Source organism: Streptomyces sp. NPDC005728, from assembly GCF_040630895.1.
Classification (GTDB): Bacteria; Actinomycetota; Actinomycetes; order Streptomycetales; family Streptomycetaceae; genus Streptomyces.
Genome location: NZ_JBEXYL010000077.1, coordinates 1 through 14,706 on the forward strand (window position 1 = coordinate 1; position 14,706 = coordinate 14,706).

Here is a 14,706-nt window from a genome sequence, read left to right on the forward strand (position 1 = left end):
GCTGGTGGAGCAGTACCGGGTGAACGTGATCGTCGACTCCGGCGACACGATGGATCACGGTACGGCGGCGGAGAACGGCTTCCTGGACCCGATCGGGGACCTGGGCGTGCCGTACGTCTGGGTCCGCGGCAACCACGACTCCCGGACCACCCAGCGCTACCTGCAGCGCCTGCGGAACGTCCACGTCCTGGACGACGGCCGGGCGGAGACGATCGCGGGCCTGCGCTTCGCGGGCATCGGCGACCCTCAGTTCACCCCCGACCGCTCGACGGCCCCCGGCGGGGACGCGGCCGAGCAGCTGGCGGGCGACCGCCTGGCGACGGCCCTGCGCGACCAGCGGGCGGCCGGCACCCCGGTCGACGTGGCCGTCGCGCACGAACCCTCCGCGGCCCGGGAGACCGACGGCGAGGTGCCCCTGGTCCTGGCGGGCCACCTCCACCGCGAGAGCACGGAGGTCATGAAGTACGGCACCCGGCTGCGCGTCGAGGGCTCGACGGGCGGCAGCGGCCTGCGCGCGGTGGAGGGCCGGTACCCCGACCCGATCGAGGCCTCGATCCTCTACTTCGACCGCGCCGGCCGCCGCCTCCAGGCCTGGGACGAGATCAGGCTGGGCGGCCTCGGCCTGACCACGGCGGAGGTCAGCCGCCACCTGCCCGCGGAGAACCTCCCGGGCGCCACCCCGTCCCCGACGACCCCTTCGCCCTCCTCGCCGTAAACCGTTTTGGCGATCCTCCCCGCCATCCCATATGCTTCTCACGTCCCCGACGCGCTGAGAAGCGCCCAGGCGGGCCGATAGCCCTCATCGTCTAGCGGCCTAGGACGCCGCCCTTTCAAGGCGGTAGCACGGGTTCGAATCCCGTTGGGGGCACGCAAGATCGTGTGCAACACTGTTGCACACAGAGCTTGGTCCTGTGGAGCAGTTTGGAGTGCTCGCCACCCTGTCAAGGTGGAGGCCGCGGGTTCAAATCCCGTCAGGACCGCTGAGGTTTCCTCGGAAGCCTCGTGGCTGGGTAGCTCAGTTGGTACGAGCGATCGCCTGAAAAGCGATAGGTCGCCGGTTCGACCCCGGCCCCAGCCACAACCGCCCTACCAGGGCAAACACCCCCTCCGGGAGCTTCCGGAGGGGGTGTTTTCGTTGCCGCCGCAAGGTCCCTCAGTGCGCCTTGCGGCGGCGTACGACGGCGAACAGCGTGGCGCTCGCAGCCAGGGCCACGCCCGCGGCAGCCGCGTACCGGAGCAGGGCGCCCGGCCCGCTGCCGGCCGTGGAGCCCTCTGCGGTGCCGGCCGGCTTGCCGTCGAAGGTCACCGTGATCGCCGCGGTGTTGTTCCTGACGTCGTCGTCCTCGTACGGACGCGACGCCTTGATCGAACCCGGGGCGAGGTCGCCGGGCGTGTCTATGCGCAGTTCGAAGACGAAGGGCGTGAGTTCCTTCGCCTCGAAGTAGGAGTCCTCGAGGTCCTGGGAGCAGGTGTAACGCCTGGCGCCGGACGCGCCCACGGGTGTGCACCCGTCCGGGGCCTTCACCGCCGTCGTACCGGGCGGGATCACCACCGCGATCGAGGAGGTGGCGCCGTCGCCAGGTTCGCCCATCCAGTTCCGGATGGTGGCGGGTCCGTTGTTCCGGATGCCCAGCTCGGCCTTGACCACCTGACCGGCCTTGCCGTGGACGGTGGCCCCCACCGCTTCGTAGTCCATGGCGTTGGCCACAGTGACCCGATCGGACGCCTCGCTGGAATCCTCCTCGTCCAGCACCCCGGGGCCGGCGGCGCGCGGGACGAGTCTCAGCTTCCGTCCGGTGCCGCGGTGGACGTCGGTGAGCTTCAGGTACTCGTAGCCCTCGGCCGTTTCGTTCACGTGCAGGTGCCACGACTCGTGCAGCGCGGTGTCGCCGACCTTCAACGAGAGCCGGTCGAGGTCGTAGGAGCCGCCGGGCTCGACGGGAGTCTCGACGTAGCAGCGCGCCCCCACGCCGTAGTCGTCCCGGTCGCCGTACTCGCAGTTGCTGAACTCCTCGGCGTACGAGAGCCCCTGGGACAGGCGGATACCGATGTGGACGCCCTTCAGGGGCCGGGGACTGAAGTGCGTGAAACCGATCGCGGGGCGCAGTGTCGCGCCGGGCTTCGTCCTGGTGTCGGAGGAGTCGTCCCGGTCGATGAGCGGGCCCATGTCCGCCACGGCGGCCTTGAACGTCGTCTCCCCGAGCAGGACGCCGCCCGCCTCGCCGAAGACCCGGACCTCGCCGGTGAAGCCGGGCCGCGCGTCCGCGAGCGACATGACGTCCACGCCGGGCGCGCGCAGGAGACCGCCCGGCGCGAGCGGTCTGCCCTCGTTCAATTTCTCGCCGTCACAGGTGAAGAGCAACTGCTGCTTCTCGACGCAGGCCGGGGAGGCCGACAGCTTCATCTGGCCCTTGAGGGCCGTGGCGTCGATCGTCACCGTGAAGTCCTTCAGCTCCTGGGAGCCGGTGTTGCGCGCGTGCACATGAACGGGGCCGCTGTAGGTCCCGTACGGCTTCGCCTCGACCGGCTTGTCGCCCAGGCCGTGGGTGAACTCCAGCGACGGCGCGGCCTCGGCGGCCTGGCCGGGAGCGGGCGTGCCGAGGGCCAGCAGCCCCGCTGCGGTCGCGGTGGCGCTCACGCGCAGCGCACGTATCGCGTTGCGGGGCAGAGGTCGCGGCACGGTGCTCCTTCGGCGGATCGGCGACCGGAAGTGATCCGATCGCCGGCTCAGACCGGCAACGTGGACCAACGGTTGTACGAACTCGAAGTGAACCGCCCTCCCGACGGGGCCTTCGTCGGAGGCGGACCGCTTGGCACGGAGGCCGCACGGCGCTACGTTCTGGCTGATCGACGCGTACATGCCGGGGGGCGGGGACGATGAGCCGGGACGAGGTCAGAGCCATTCGGGACACCGAGTTGGAGAAGGACCGGGCGCGGTACGGGCTGCTCGCGGTCGTCATCAGCAATCTCGCCATCGCCGGAGTCGCGATCTTCGGGGTGTGGCGGCTCGACGGGGACAAGGCCGTGATCGTCGGCGTGCTGACCGCCGCCTTCACCGCGGTGAGCAGCATGACCACCGCCTACCTGGGCATCAAGGCCATCTCCAACACCGCCAGGTCGATCGCCCTCGGCGAGGGACCGAGCCGGCAACGCACCGAGGCGGCGCCACCCGCTCAGCGCACGCCCTGAGCGGCCCCGCGCAAATCGTTCGCCAGTGATTTCCCCGAGGTGAGATCCTGGATCGCGTATGTCTACGCACCCAGCCCCCGCCCTCGGCGCCCTCGCCCCCCGCCTGACCGAGCTGTCGCTGCGCGACGCGCACCGCCTCGGCCGGCGGCTCGAGGGTGCGCGCAAGATCCGTAAGCCCGAGGCCCGCGCCGCCGTCCTCGCCGAGATCGAGGCCGAGGTCGCGAAGGCCGAGGCACGGATGGAGGAGCGGCGTACCCGCCTGCCCGCCATCGGCTACCCCGAGCAGCTGCCCGTCAGCCAGAAGAAGGACGAGATCGCGGCCGCCATCCGCGATCACCAGGTCGTCATCGTCGCCGGTGAGACCGGGTCCGGGAAGACGACGCAGATCCCGAAGATCTGTCTCGAACTGGGGCGCGGGGTCAGGGGCATGATCGGGCACACCCAGCCCCGCCGTATCGCCGCCCGTACCGTCGCCGAGCGGGTGGCGGACGAGCTGCGGGCTCCCCTCGGCGAGGCCGTCGGCTGGAAGGTCCGCTTCACCGACCAGGTGAACCCGGACGCCACCTTCATCAAGCTGATGACGGACGGCATCCTGCTCGCCGAGGTCCAGACCGACCGCGAGCTGCGCGCCTACGACACGATCATCATCGACGAGGCGCACGAGCGGTCCCTCAACATCGACTTCCTGCTCGGCTACCTGGCCCAGCTGCTGCCGAAGCGGCCGGATCTCAAGGTCGTCATCACCTCCGCCACCATCGATCCCGAGCGCTTCTCCCGGCACTTCGGGGACGCCCCGATCGTCGAGGTCAGCGGGCGGACGTACCCGGTGGAGGTGCGCTACCGGCCCCTCCTGGAGGAGGACGCCGAGGACGCCGACCGGGACCAGATCACTGCCATCACCGACGCCGTCGAGGAGCTGATGGGCGAGGGGAAGGGCGACATCCTCGTCTTCCTCTCCGGCGAGCGGGAGATCCGGGACACCGCCGACGCGCTGACCAGGAAGAACTACCGCTTCACCGAGATCCTGCCGCTCTACGCCCGGCTCTCCCACGCCGAGCAGCATCGCGTCTTCCAGCCGCACACCGGGCGCAGGATCGTTCTGGCGACCAACGTCGCCGAGACGTCCCTGACCGTCCCCGGGATCAAGTACGTCATCGACCCCGGCTTCGCCCGGATCAGCCGGTACAGCCACCGCACCAAGGTCCAGCGCCTGCCCATCGAGGCGGTCTCCCAGGCCAGCGCCAACCAGCGCAAGGGCCGCTGCGGCCGTACCTCCGACGGCATCTGCATCCGGCTGTACAGCGAGGACGACTTCCTCGCCCGCCCGGAGTTCACGGACGCGGAGATCCTCCGTACGAACCTGGCGAGCGTCATCCTCCAGATGACCGCCGCCGGCCTCGGCGACATCGAGAAGTTCCCCTTCATCGACCCGCCGGACCACCGCAACATCCGCGACGGCGTGCAGCTGCTGCAGGAGCTGCACGCGCTGGACCCGGCCCAGAAGGACGTCCGCAAGCGCCTCACCGACACCGGCCGCAAGCTCGCCCAGCTGCCCGTCGACCCGCGCCTGGCCCGGATGGTCCTGGAGGCCGACAAGAACGGCTGTGTCCGCGAGGTCATGGTCATCGCGGCTGCGCTGTCCATCCAGGACCCGCGCGAGCGCCCGTCCGACAAGCAGGCCCAGGCGGACCAGCAGCACGCCCGCTTCAAGGACGAGACCAGCGACTTCCTCGCCTACCTGAACCTGTGGCGGTACGTCCGCGAGCAGCAGAAGGAGCGGGGGTCCAGCTCCTTCCGGCGGATGTGCAAGCAGGAGTACCTGAACTTCCTGCGCATCCGCGAATGGCAGGACATCTACACCCAGCTGCGCACGGTCGCCAAGCAGATGGGCATCCACGTCAACGAGGACGACGCCCCCGGCGACCGCGTCCACGTCTCCCTCCTCGCCGGCCTCCTCTCCCACGTCGGGATGAAGGACGTGAAGGACGGCAACAAGAACGAGTACCTGGGCGCCCGCAGCGCCAAGTTCGCGGTCTTCCCGGGTTCGGCGCTGTTCCGCAAGCAGCCGAAGTTCCTGATGTCGGCCGAGCTGGTGGAGACCAGTCGACTCTGGGCCCGGGTCAACGCGAAGATCGAGCCCGAGTGGGTCGAACCGCTGGCCGGACACCTCCTGAAGCGGACGTACAGCGAACCGCACTGGGAGAAGGACCAGGCGGCCGTCATGGCGTACGAGAAGGTCACGCTGTACGGCGTCCCGATCGTCGCCCAGCGCAAGGTGAACTACGGCCGCATCGACCCGGAGGCGAGCCGCGAGCTGTTCATCCGCAACGCGCTGGTCGAAGGCGACTGGCGCACGCACCACAAGTTCTTCGCCGACAACCGCAGACTCCTCAGCGAGGTCGAGGAGCTGGAGCACCGGGCGCGGCGCCGGGACATCGTCGTGGACGACGAGACGCTGTTCGACTTCTACGACCAGCGAGTGCCCGTCCACGTGGTGTCCGGCGCCCACTTCGACTCCTGGTGGAAGCAGAAGCGGCAGGAACAGCCCGACTTCCTGGACTTCGAGCGGACGATGCTCATCCGGGAGTCGGCCGAGGCGGTCACCAAGGCCGACTATCCGGACAGTTGGCATCAGGGGCCGCTGAAGTTCCGTGTCACCTACCAGTTCGAGCCCGGTGCGGACGCCGACGGCGTGACCGTCCACGTCCCTCTCCAGGTGCTCAACCAGGTCACCGACGAGGGCTTCGACTGGCAGATCCCGGGTCTGCGCGAGGAGGTCGTGACGGAGCTGATCCGTACGCTCCCGAAGCCGATCCGCCGCCACTACGTGCCCGCGCCGAACTACGCGAAGGCGTTCCTGGAGAAGGCGGTGCCTCTGCAGGAGCCGCTGACGGTCACGATGGCCCGCGAGCTCAAGCGGATGGTCGGCGTCCCCTTCGAGGCGGAGGACTTCGACTGGACGAAGGTCCCGGACCACCTGAAGATCACCTTCCGTATCGTCGACGAGCGGCGCCGGAAGCTGGCCGAGGACAAGGACCTGGAGGCGCTCAAGCTCCAGCTGAAGCCCAAGGCCCGCCAGGCCCTCTCCCAGGCCGCGGCCGCGACCGCCTCCCGGCAGGGCGGCGAGTCCCTGGAGCGCAAGGGCCTCACGGACTGGACGATCGGCACGCTCACCCGGGTCTTCGAGACCCGCAGGGCCGGGCAGCCGGTGAAGGCGTACCCGGCGCTGGTGGACGACGGCGACACGGTCTCGGTCCGCCTCTTCGACACGGAGGCCGAGCAGGCGGAAGCCATGTGGAAGGGCACCCGGCGCCTCATCCTGCGCAACATCCCGGTGAACCCGGCGAAGTTCGCGTCCGAGAAGCTGAGCAACGCCCAGAAGCTGGCGCTCTCCGCCAACCCGCACGGCTCCGTCCAGGCCCTGTTCGACGACTGCGCGATGGCCGCGGCCGACAAGCTGATCGCGGACTTCGGCGGGCCGGTGTGGGACGAGGAGTCGTACCGGAAGCTGTACGACAAGGTGCGCGCGGAGATCGTGGACACGACGGTCCGTACGGTCGGCCAGGTGCAGCAGGTGCTCGCCGCCTGGCAGGCCTGTGAGCGCCGTCTGAAGGCCGTGCGCAGCCCCGTCCTGCTGGCGAACCTGACGGACGTCCGAAAGCAGCTGGACGCCCTCGTGAAGCCCGGTTTCGTGACATGGGCGGGCATACGACGCCTGCCCGACCTGATGCGCTACCTGGTGGCCGCGGACCGGCGTCTGCAGCAGATGCCGACGGGCGTGCAGCGGGACACCACCCGCATGCAGAAGGTCCACGAGATGCAGGACGAGTACGCCTGGCTCCTGGAACAGCTCCCGCAGGGCCGGCCGGTCCCGTCCTCGGTCCTGGACATCCGCTGGATGATCGAGGAACTCCGGGTCAGCTACTTCGCCCACGCGCTGGGCACGGCGTACCCGGTCTCCGACAAGCGGATCGTGAAGGCGATCGACGCTGCCGTACCGTAGCAGCTCGGGTGCAGAGGGTGAGTTCGACCAGGGCCCTCACCCTCCTGTACAGTCCTTCTCGCAGCGCAACGCAGCAAGCCGAGCGCCGCGAAACCTGGTCCTGTGGAGCAGCTTGGAGTGCTCGCCACCCTGTCAAGGTGGAGGCCGCGGGTTCAAATCCCGTCAGGACCGCAGAAACGAAAGCCCTCATCCTCACGGATGGGGGCTTTCCTCTTGCCATCAGCAGCTGACGCACCACCCTGCCAAGCCGGAGGCCGCGCCCGCAGCGGAGCCGCAATCGACACAGCACATCCCGTCGGGACCGCAGAAGGGCACCCCCACCCCCCACCGATGAGGGTTTCCCCTTGCCGCCGGCCGTCGGGCCAGGGACCGCACGGAGCGAACGGAACGAAGGGCTCCCGGAAGAGGGCCCTTCTCTTGTCGGCCGCGGCCCGGCGCAGGCGCTCGCGCCCTTGACGACGTCACATTCCGCCGGTACCCAGAAACCAGGGCCCGTCCCCCTGTGCGGCCCCTGGAGGTGGCGTATGGCGGCATCGGCCAGGCACGAGACGCGGGCGCTGCTGAGGGCGCATCTGTCGGCCGCCTCGTCCTTCGGGCACCTCACCCGCCACTGCCCGATCTGCCATCACCTGCTGCGGCTGGCGATGGCCGCCGGCCCCCACTCCCAGGACGCGAGCGACGAAGCCCTGGAGGACGAAAGTCCTCGCACCGCGTGACCGACGCCGGGCCCAACACCCGCCCGGACGCGGGACGCTGGAAGGCGTGGTTCCCCTACCGCACACGAGCCAGAGGCAACAAGGACTCCGGCATGTGACGGGAGTCACCGCATGAGATTTTGAAACGGCGGAGCTTACCCCCCTCCTACAACTGGTCAATTTTATATGTGCAATTGCACCTGCCTCAGAGGCGGTGCACAGCCGTTCCGACAGCCCTCCCCAGACTCCGACAAGGCCGCTCACAGCGGCCCCTGCCCACCCCCGTCGGCGCACAAAAAAGATCGCGCTGGACCCGGCGGAGTCCAGCGCGATCTACGACGCACCCTGTGTCGCTGCCAACAACGTTCTCTTCGGCTTGGGCGTGGGCCCTGTTGGGGCAGGTCCCGCGTCGCTCGGAGCTAGGGTTTCGGGCGCTTCGACCAGTTGGGGGACCGGCCGTTTCGCCCGTATTCAGTTGTTCAGGCTTCGCTGCGCTGCTGCGGGATGCCCGCGAGCAGAGCGCGGACCTCAGCCTCGCGGTAGCGGCGATGGCCGCCGAGCGTGCGGATCGAAGTGAGCTTGCCGGCCTTCGCCCACCGCGTGACCGTCTTGGGGTCGACACGGAACATGGTGGCGACCTCAGCCGGGGTCAGCAGCGGCTCGGCATCAGGGGTGCGAGCGGTCATGAGCGGCCTCCTCGGGAGAACCGAACCTTCTCGGTTCTTTCCTCTAAATTCTGCACCTTGACCCGCGTTGCCCGAAATGGCGGACGCGAGTCGAGTCGGTTATAGGACGAACGGCTTGTCCTCGGCACTACAACTACACCATCTGTCCAGCCTCGTCGGCCAAACCGATGGAATTGCCCTCCCAGGTGTTCATCAGCGACGGAAGCCGATGGACCATGCCATAGCGGACAGTCACGCCGCTGTGACGATCAGTCACAGGGCGATCAGGAGGCACCAGACCCCCCAAACAGTGCAATGCGGAGAATCCGCCCACAGTGGAGCATAGTTGGACGGACGGAGTCCTCCCCCGGACTCCTTGTCCTATTTTGGCACGAGGGGCGGCAAGAGACGCAAGAGCCGCGTAAGTGCCGTCCGTCACCCTTGAGACAAAAGCCCGGATCGGGATCAACGTCCCGTCAGGTGATCTAAGTGCGTAGACCGTACGTCTTTCGGCGGCGATTTGACCGTGACATAGGTCACTCAGTTCGCGGAACGCCGGTCCCGTACCGCCCGCCACCGCTCCACCAGGCGCCCGTACGCCTCGCCGGCGGCCATCCCGTCACCCCGGCGCAGCGCTTCGATGCCGTCGGCCACGTCCGCCGCCGAGTGGTCGCCCTCCAGTTCGCCGGCCGGCACCGCGTGCACCAGGCCGCCGTAGTCCAGCTCCACCAGCGAGCGGGGGTGGAACTCCTCCAGCCAGCGGCCGACGTCCACCAGGCCGTCGATCAGCGGCCCCTCCTCGATGGTCTCCTTCAGCGTGCGCAGCGCCCGCGCCACCCGCCGCCGGGCCTGCACCATCGGGGTCCGGTAGCGCAGCATCGGCGGCACCTCGCCGGACGCCTTCTCGTACCGGCGCTCGTCGTCGGAGACCAGTACGAACCAGTTCAGCGGGATCTGCCAGGTCGCCGTGCGGATCCAGGGGCGGGCGTCCGGGTTGCGGGCGAGCCAGCGCTCGTAGTCCTGGGCGGCCTGGCGGCGCACCACCGGCGGCAGCACCGCGTCCAGCACCGGCGCGGGCAGTTCCTCGGCCAGGTCGCCCAGGGCCAGCCAGCCGCGCAGCCGGGTCCGCCAGGGGCAGACGCAGACGACTCCGTCGACGTCCAGCACGAAGGCGTCGCTGCTCTCGTGCACCGGAACCGGGATCGGCGGGGTGGGCAGCAAGTCGGCGAGGGAGCGGCGCAGTTCGTCCTGGTAGGAGGGACGGTCGGGGCGGCGGGCGTAACGCGCCCAGTGGGTGCGCTCGGGCTCCGGGAAGGCGGCCAGCGGCTCGTACACGCGCAGGTACGCGGCATAGGGGACGACCACGGAGGACACCTTGGGCACGCCTGCTCCCTCCCCATCGGACCCGGCTCGAAACCCTTGCAAATCGTCGCACGGTGATGCGTGCACGAGCGGCACTCGAGAGTGATCCTGAACACTGCACGGATGGCTGGAAGGCACAGGCTCTACGCTCATGCCAGCACCCCGCCACCCGCACGGGGAGCTACGCCCCACCCGCCGCTATTTACACAGGAGTCACCACAGTGACCGACGTAACCGGCGCACCTGCTGATGTCCTGCACACCCTGTTCCACTCGGACCAAGGTGGCCACGAGCAGGTCGTGCTCTGCCAGGACCGCGCCAGCGGCCTCAAGGCCGTGATCGCCATCCACTCCACCGCCCTGGGCCCGGCCCTCGGCGGCACGCGCTTCTACCCCTACGCGACCGAGGCGGAGGCCGTCGCCGACGCCCTCAACCTCGCGCGCGGTATGTCGTACAAGAACGCCATGGCCGGCCTGGACCACGGCGGCGGCAAGGCCGTGATCATCGGCGACCCGGAGCGCGACAAGACCGAGGAACTGCTGCTCGCCTACGGGCGCATGGTCGCCTCGCTGGGCGGGCGCTACGTCACCGCCTGCGACGTCGGCACGTACGTCGCCGACATGGACGTGGTGGCCCGTGAGTGCCGCTGGACCACCGGCCGCTCGCCCGAGAACGGCGGGGCCGGCGACTCCTCCGTGCTCACCGCCTTCGGCGTCTACCAGGGCATGCGCGCCTCCGCCCAGCACCTGTGGGGCGACCCCTCGCTGCGCGGCCGCAAGGTCGGCATCGCCGGCGTCGGCAAGGTCGGCCACCACCTGGTCCGGCACCTGCTTGACGAGGGTGCCGAGGTCGTGATCACCGACGTCCGCACGGACGCCGTCCAGCGGATCCTCGAACAGCACCTCGAAGGAGTGACGGCGGTCGCCGACACGGAGGCGCTGATCCGGGTCGAGGGACTCGACATCTACGCCCCCTGCGCCCTCGGCGGCGCCCTGAACGACCTCTCCGTGCCGGTGCTGACCGCCCAGGTGGTGTGCGGCGCCGCCAACAACCAGCTCGCCCACCCGGGCGTGGAGAAGGACCTCGCCGACCGCGGGATCCTCTACGCGCCGGACTACGTGGTGAACGCGGGCGGGGTCATCCAGGTCGCCGACGAGCTGCACGGGTTCGACTTCGAGCGGTGCAGGGCGAAGGCGGCGAAGATCTTCGACACCACGCTGGCCATCTTCGCACGTGCGAAGGAAGACGGGATTCCGCCGGCCGCCGCGGCCGACCGGATCGCCGAGCAGCGAATGGCCGAGGCCCGCGCGACACGCTGAGCCGCCGCGCGCGAGGCCTTGAGGGCCGTGCAGAAGCCGCGATCGGGTGTCCGATCGCACAGGTGAGCGGTACCCGCCGGCGGGAACTTAGAGAGAACTCTCACTTCCACCGGCGGGTCGTACCCCGATAAGTGGTTAAAATCGCCACTGACCAGCGAGGACAGGGCACCTCGAGGGTCCTGGGCACACGCGCGTGCTGCGGGCGACGTACCGTATGGGCGCGGGCTCAGGTACCGTGGAAGCCCTACGGACCGGCCTCTCTGCGGAGGGTCCGTTCCGGATCATGAACGCGTGTCAGACTCTGGGGCCGTCAAGCCCCGTCACCGAGGGGGTCGAGCCATGGGGCGCGGCCGGGCCAAGGCCAAGCAGACGAAGGTCGCCCGCCAGCTGAAGTACAACAGCGGTGGGACGGACCTCTCGCGTCTGGCCAATGAACTGGGCGCATCGACTTCGAACCAGCCGCCGAACGGCGAGCCGTTCGAGGACGATGAGGATGACGAGGACGATCTTTATTCTCGGTACGCCGACCTCTATGAGGACGACGACGAGGACGAGGACGAAGGTCCCTCTTCTTCACAACACCGTCGCGGCGCTTGACCTTGCACTGAGCACTCACCCGGCCGGTGGCGCAGCCACCGGCCGGGTTCTGTGCTACCCGCAGGTTCAGACGGCGTAGTCTCCGACCAGCTCGGCGCCGGTCTCCTTGTCGCCGCGGTCCGTGATCTCTCCCGCCACCCAGGCGTCGACCCCGCGGTCGGCCAGGGTCGCGAGGGCCGCGTCCGTGGACTCCTCCGGCACGATCGCGATCATGCCGACGCCCATGTTGAGCGTCTTCTCCAGCTCCAGGCGCTCGACGTCGCCGGTCTTCCCGACCAGGTCGAAGATCGCGCCCGGGGTCCAGGTGGCACGGTCGACGGTCGCGTGCAACCCGTCCGGGATGACCCGGGCCAGGTTGGCCGCGAGGCCGCCGCCGGTGATGTGGCTGAACGCGTGCACCTCGGTGGTGCGGGTGAGCGCCAGGCAGTCCAGCGAGTAGATCTTCGTGGGCTCCAGCAGCTCCTCGCCGAGGGTGCGGCCCAGCTCGGGGATCTCCGCCTCCAGGGCCAGGCCCGCGCGGTCCAGCAGGACGTGGCGGACCAGGGAGTACCCGTTCGAGTGAAGCCCGGAGGACGCCATGGCGATCACCGCGTCACCCTTACGGATACGATCCGCGCCCAGCAGCCGGTCGGCCTCCACGACGCCCGTACCGGCGCCGGCGACGTCGAAGTCGTCCTCGCCCAGCAGACCCGGGTGTTCGGCCGTCTCGCCGCCCACGAGCGCGCAGCCGGCCAGGACACAGCCCTCCGCGATGCCCTTCACGATGGCGGCGACCCGCTCGGGGTGGACCTTGCCGACGCAGATGTAGTCGGTCATGAACAGCGGCTCGGCACCGCACACCACGATGTCGTCCATGACCATGGCGACCAGGTCGTGGCCGATGGTGTCGTAGACGCCCAGCCGGCGCGCGATGTCGACCTTGGTGCCGACGCCGTCCGTGGCGGAGGCGAGGAGGGGACGCTCGTAGCGCTTGAGGGCGGAGGCGTCGAAGAGGCCGGCGAACCCGCCGAGGCCGCCGAGGACCTCGGGGCGCTGCGTCTTCTTCACCCACTCCTTCATCAGCTCGACGGCGCGGTCGCCCGCCTCGATGTCGACTCCGGCAGCCGCGTAGGAAGCACCGGTGGAACGGCTCTCAGACATTGCCTGGGATCTTTCGGGTTGGTTTCTACGGGGCTTACGGGCGACGGATCGCGTCGGCCGCGGCCGTGGCGGCGGGACCGGCCGCCAGCTCGGTCTCCAGAAGCTGCTTGCCGAGCAGCTCGGGGTCCGGGAGCTCCATCGGGTACTCGCCGTCGAAGCAGGCGCGGCACAGGTTCGGCTTGGCGATCGTGGTCGCCTCGATCATGCCGTCGATGGAGATGTACGCCAGGGAGTCGGCGCCGAGCGAGGTGCCGATCTCCTCGATGCTCATGCCGTTGGCGATCAGCTCGGCGCGGGTGGCGAAGTCGATACCGAAGAAGCAGGGCCACTTCACGGGCGGCGAGGAGATCCGGATGTGGACCTCGGCCGCGCCCGCCTCGCGCAGCATGCGGACCAGGGCCCGCTGGGTGTTGCCGCGCACGATCGAGTCGTCCACGACGACCAGGCGCTTGCCCTTGATGACTTCCTTCAGCGGGTTCAGCTTCAGGCGGATGCCCAGCTGGCGGATGGTCTGCGAAGGCTGGATGAAGGTGCGGCCGACGTAGGCGTTCTTGACCAGTCCCGCGCCGAAGGGGATCCCGCTCGCCTCGGCGTAGCCGATGGCGGCCGGGGTGCCGGACTCCGGAGTCGCTATGACCAGGTCGGCCTCGGCGGGGGCCTCCTTGGCCAGGCGGCGGCCCATCTCGACCCGGGAGAGGTACACGTTCCGGCCGGCGATGTCGGTGTCCGGGCGGGCCAGGTACACGTACTCGAAGACACAGCCCTTGGGCTTCGCTTCCGCGAACCGGGAGGTGCGCAGGCCGTTCTCGTCGATGGCGACGAACTCGCCCGGCTCGATCTCCCGCACGAAGCTGGCGCCGCAGATGTCGAGGGCGGCGGACTCGGAGGCGACCACCCAGCCGCGCTCCAGCCGGCCGAGGACCAGCGGGCGGATGCCCTGCGGGTCACGGGCGGCGTAGAGGGTGTGCTCGTCCATGAAGACGAGCGAGAAGGCGCCCTTGACCTGCGGGAGGACCGCGTGGGCGGCCTCCTCGATGGTCAGCGGCTTGCCGTCCTCGTCGACCTGGGCGGCCAGCAGGGCCGTCAGCAGGTCGGTGTCGTTCGTGGCCGCGACCCGCGTCGAACGGCCGTTGGTGTCCTTGGGCAGGTCGGCGACCATCTCGGCGAGCTGCGCCGTGTTGACCAGGTTGCCGTTGTGGCCGAGCGCGATCGAGCCGTGCGCGGTGGCACGGAACGTCGGCTGGGCGTTCTCCCACACGGAGGCGCCGGTGGTCGAGTAGCGGGCGTGTCCGACCGCGATGTGACCCTGGAGCGAACCGAGCGAGGTCTCGTCGAAGACCTGGGAGACCAGGCCCATGTCCTTGAAGACGAGGATCTGGGAGCCGTTGCTGACCGCGATTCCCGCGGATTCCTGACCCCGGTGCTGGAGGGCGTAGAGCCCGAAGTACGTGAGCTTTGCGACCTCTTCGCCCGGAGCCCAGACGCCGAAGACGCCGCAAGCGTCCTGGGGGCCCTTCTCGCCGGGAAGCAGATCGTGATTGAGTCGACCGTCACCACGTGGCACGCCACCGAGTGTAGGCGAGGTCGACCACTGGTCCGAATTGGGGAATACGTAACTGGCGCCGCCTTAACGGATCAAGGCTTGTCGATCACCTTGGCGATTTCTTCGTTTGCGCTGGTCAGCTGGGTTTCGGGGCGTCTGGAGCAGGCGCCGGCGACCCTGTGGGCGGCGGTCC

General features: G+C 69.3%; 11 protein-coding genes and 4 tRNA genes. 10 read left to right on the forward strand and 5 right to left on the reverse strand.

The window, feature by feature from the left end:
• From ABZ471_RS35670 to ABZ471_RS35685, 4 genes are all read left to right on the forward strand, one after another.
• The coding region (locus ABZ471_RS35670) for a metallophosphoesterase (protein ID WP_359072440.1) at positions 1-715 on the forward strand (715 nt) is incomplete at its 5' end.
• A gap of 80 nt (positions 716-795) precedes the next feature.
• Positions 796-868 (forward strand) — tRNA-Glu (locus ABZ471_RS35675).
• 37 nt (positions 869-905) lie between these two features.
• A tRNA-Asp gene (locus ABZ471_RS35680) sits at positions 906-980 on the forward strand.
• Between the two features lie 24 nt (positions 981-1,004).
• Positions 1,005-1,078 (forward strand) — tRNA-Phe (locus ABZ471_RS35685).
• A 75-nt stretch (positions 1,079-1,153) separates the two neighbouring features.
• Here the strand turns inward: ABZ471_RS35685 and ABZ471_RS35690 are convergent.
• A complete protein-coding gene (locus tag ABZ471_RS35690; protein WP_359072441.1) occupies positions 1,154-2,680 on the reverse strand; it encodes a hypothetical protein in 1,527 nt (508 codons plus the stop codon).
• 197 nt (positions 2,681-2,877) lie between these two features.
• Here ABZ471_RS35690 and ABZ471_RS35695 point away from each other — a divergent pair, with 197 nt between their 5' ends.
• The 4 genes from ABZ471_RS35695 (at position 2,878) to ABZ471_RS35710 (ending at position 7,908) form a co-directional block, all read left to right on the forward strand.
• Positions 2,878-3,189, forward strand: a complete 312-nt coding sequence (locus ABZ471_RS35695; RefSeq protein WP_359072442.1) for a hypothetical protein — start codon at positions 2,878-2,880, stop codon at positions 3,187-3,189.
• Positions 3,190-3,247: 58 nt separating this feature from the next.
• Positions 3,248-7,192 (forward strand): ATP-dependent RNA helicase HrpA, encoded by a 3,945-nt coding sequence (gene hrpA / locus ABZ471_RS35700; protein WP_359072443.1) that lies wholly within the window; start codon positions 3,248-3,250, stop codon positions 7,190-7,192.
• A 96-nt stretch (positions 7,193-7,288) separates the two neighbouring features.
• Positions 7,289-7,363, forward strand: a tRNA-Asp gene (locus ABZ471_RS35705).
• Between the two features lie 353 nt (positions 7,364-7,716).
• Complete coding sequence (locus ABZ471_RS35710; protein WP_359072445.1) at positions 7,717-7,908, forward strand: DUF6274 family protein; 192 nt, start codon at positions 7,717-7,719, stop codon at positions 7,906-7,908.
• Positions 7,909-8,366: 458 nt separating this feature from the next.
• Here the strand turns inward: ABZ471_RS35710 and bldC are convergent, their stop codons facing one another.
• Together bldC and ABZ471_RS35720 are read right to left on the reverse strand one after the other, a co-directional pair.
• Entirely contained in the window at positions 8,367-8,573 is a 207-nt protein-coding gene (bldC, locus tag ABZ471_RS35715) for a developmental transcriptional regulator BldC (RefSeq protein WP_003949541.1), read from the reverse strand.
• Between the two features lie 519 nt (positions 8,574-9,092).
• Entirely contained in the window at positions 9,093-9,935 is an 843-nt protein-coding gene (locus ABZ471_RS35720) for a hypothetical protein (protein ID WP_359072447.1), read from the reverse strand.
• 200 nt (positions 9,936-10,135) lie between these two features.
• Between ABZ471_RS35720 and ABZ471_RS35725 the strand changes: the two genes are divergently transcribed.
• Together ABZ471_RS35725 and ABZ471_RS35730 are read left to right on the forward strand one after the other, a co-directional pair.
• Positions 10,136-11,233: a Glu/Leu/Phe/Val dehydrogenase dimerization domain-containing protein gene (locus ABZ471_RS35725; protein WP_359072448.1), complete on the forward strand. Its 1,098-nt coding sequence runs from the start codon at positions 10,136-10,138 to the stop codon at positions 11,231-11,233.
• Positions 11,234-11,572: 339 nt separating this feature from the next.
• Positions 11,573-11,830: a DUF3073 domain-containing protein gene (locus ABZ471_RS35730; protein ID WP_359072450.1), complete on the forward strand. Its 258-nt coding sequence runs from the start codon at positions 11,573-11,575 to the stop codon at positions 11,828-11,830.
• A 66-nt stretch (positions 11,831-11,896) separates the two neighbouring features.
• Here the strand turns inward: ABZ471_RS35730 and purM are convergent, their stop codons facing one another.
• Complete coding sequence (gene purM / locus ABZ471_RS35735; protein WP_359072452.1) at positions 11,897-12,970, reverse strand: phosphoribosylformylglycinamidine cyclo-ligase; 1,074 nt, start codon at positions 12,968-12,970, stop codon at positions 11,897-11,899.
• Positions 12,971-13,004: 34 nt separating this feature from the next.
• A complete protein-coding gene (gene purF / locus ABZ471_RS35740) occupies positions 13,005-14,534 on the reverse strand; it encodes an amidophosphoribosyltransferase (protein ID WP_359072453.1) in 1,530 nt (509 codons plus the stop codon).
• Positions 14,535-14,706 lie beyond the last annotated feature (172 nt).

Bases quoted from the DNA above. Each gene is read 5' to 3' on its own strand.
- ABZ471_RS35695 (WP_359072442.1), top strand. From the start codon at position 2,878: ATGAGCCGGGACGAGGTCAGAGCCATTCGGGACACCGAGTTGGAGAAG.
- hrpA (WP_359072443.1), top strand. From the start codon at position 3,248: ATGTCTACGCACCCAGCCCCCGCCCTCGGCGCCCTCGCCCCCCGCCTG.
- ABZ471_RS35710 (WP_359072445.1), top strand. From the start codon at position 7,717: ATGGCGGCATCGGCCAGGCACGAGACGCGGGCGCTGCTGAGGGCGCAT.
- bldC (WP_003949541.1), bottom strand. From the start codon at position 8,573: ATGACCGCTCGCACCCCTGATGCCGAGCCGCTGCTGACCCCGGCTGAG.
- ABZ471_RS35730 (WP_359072450.1), top strand. From the start codon at position 11,573: ATGGGGCGCGGCCGGGCCAAGGCCAAGCAGACGAAGGTCGCCCGCCAG.
- purM (WP_359072452.1), bottom strand. From the start codon at position 12,970: ATGTCTGAGAGCCGTTCCACCGGTGCTTCCTACGCGGCTGCCGGAGTC.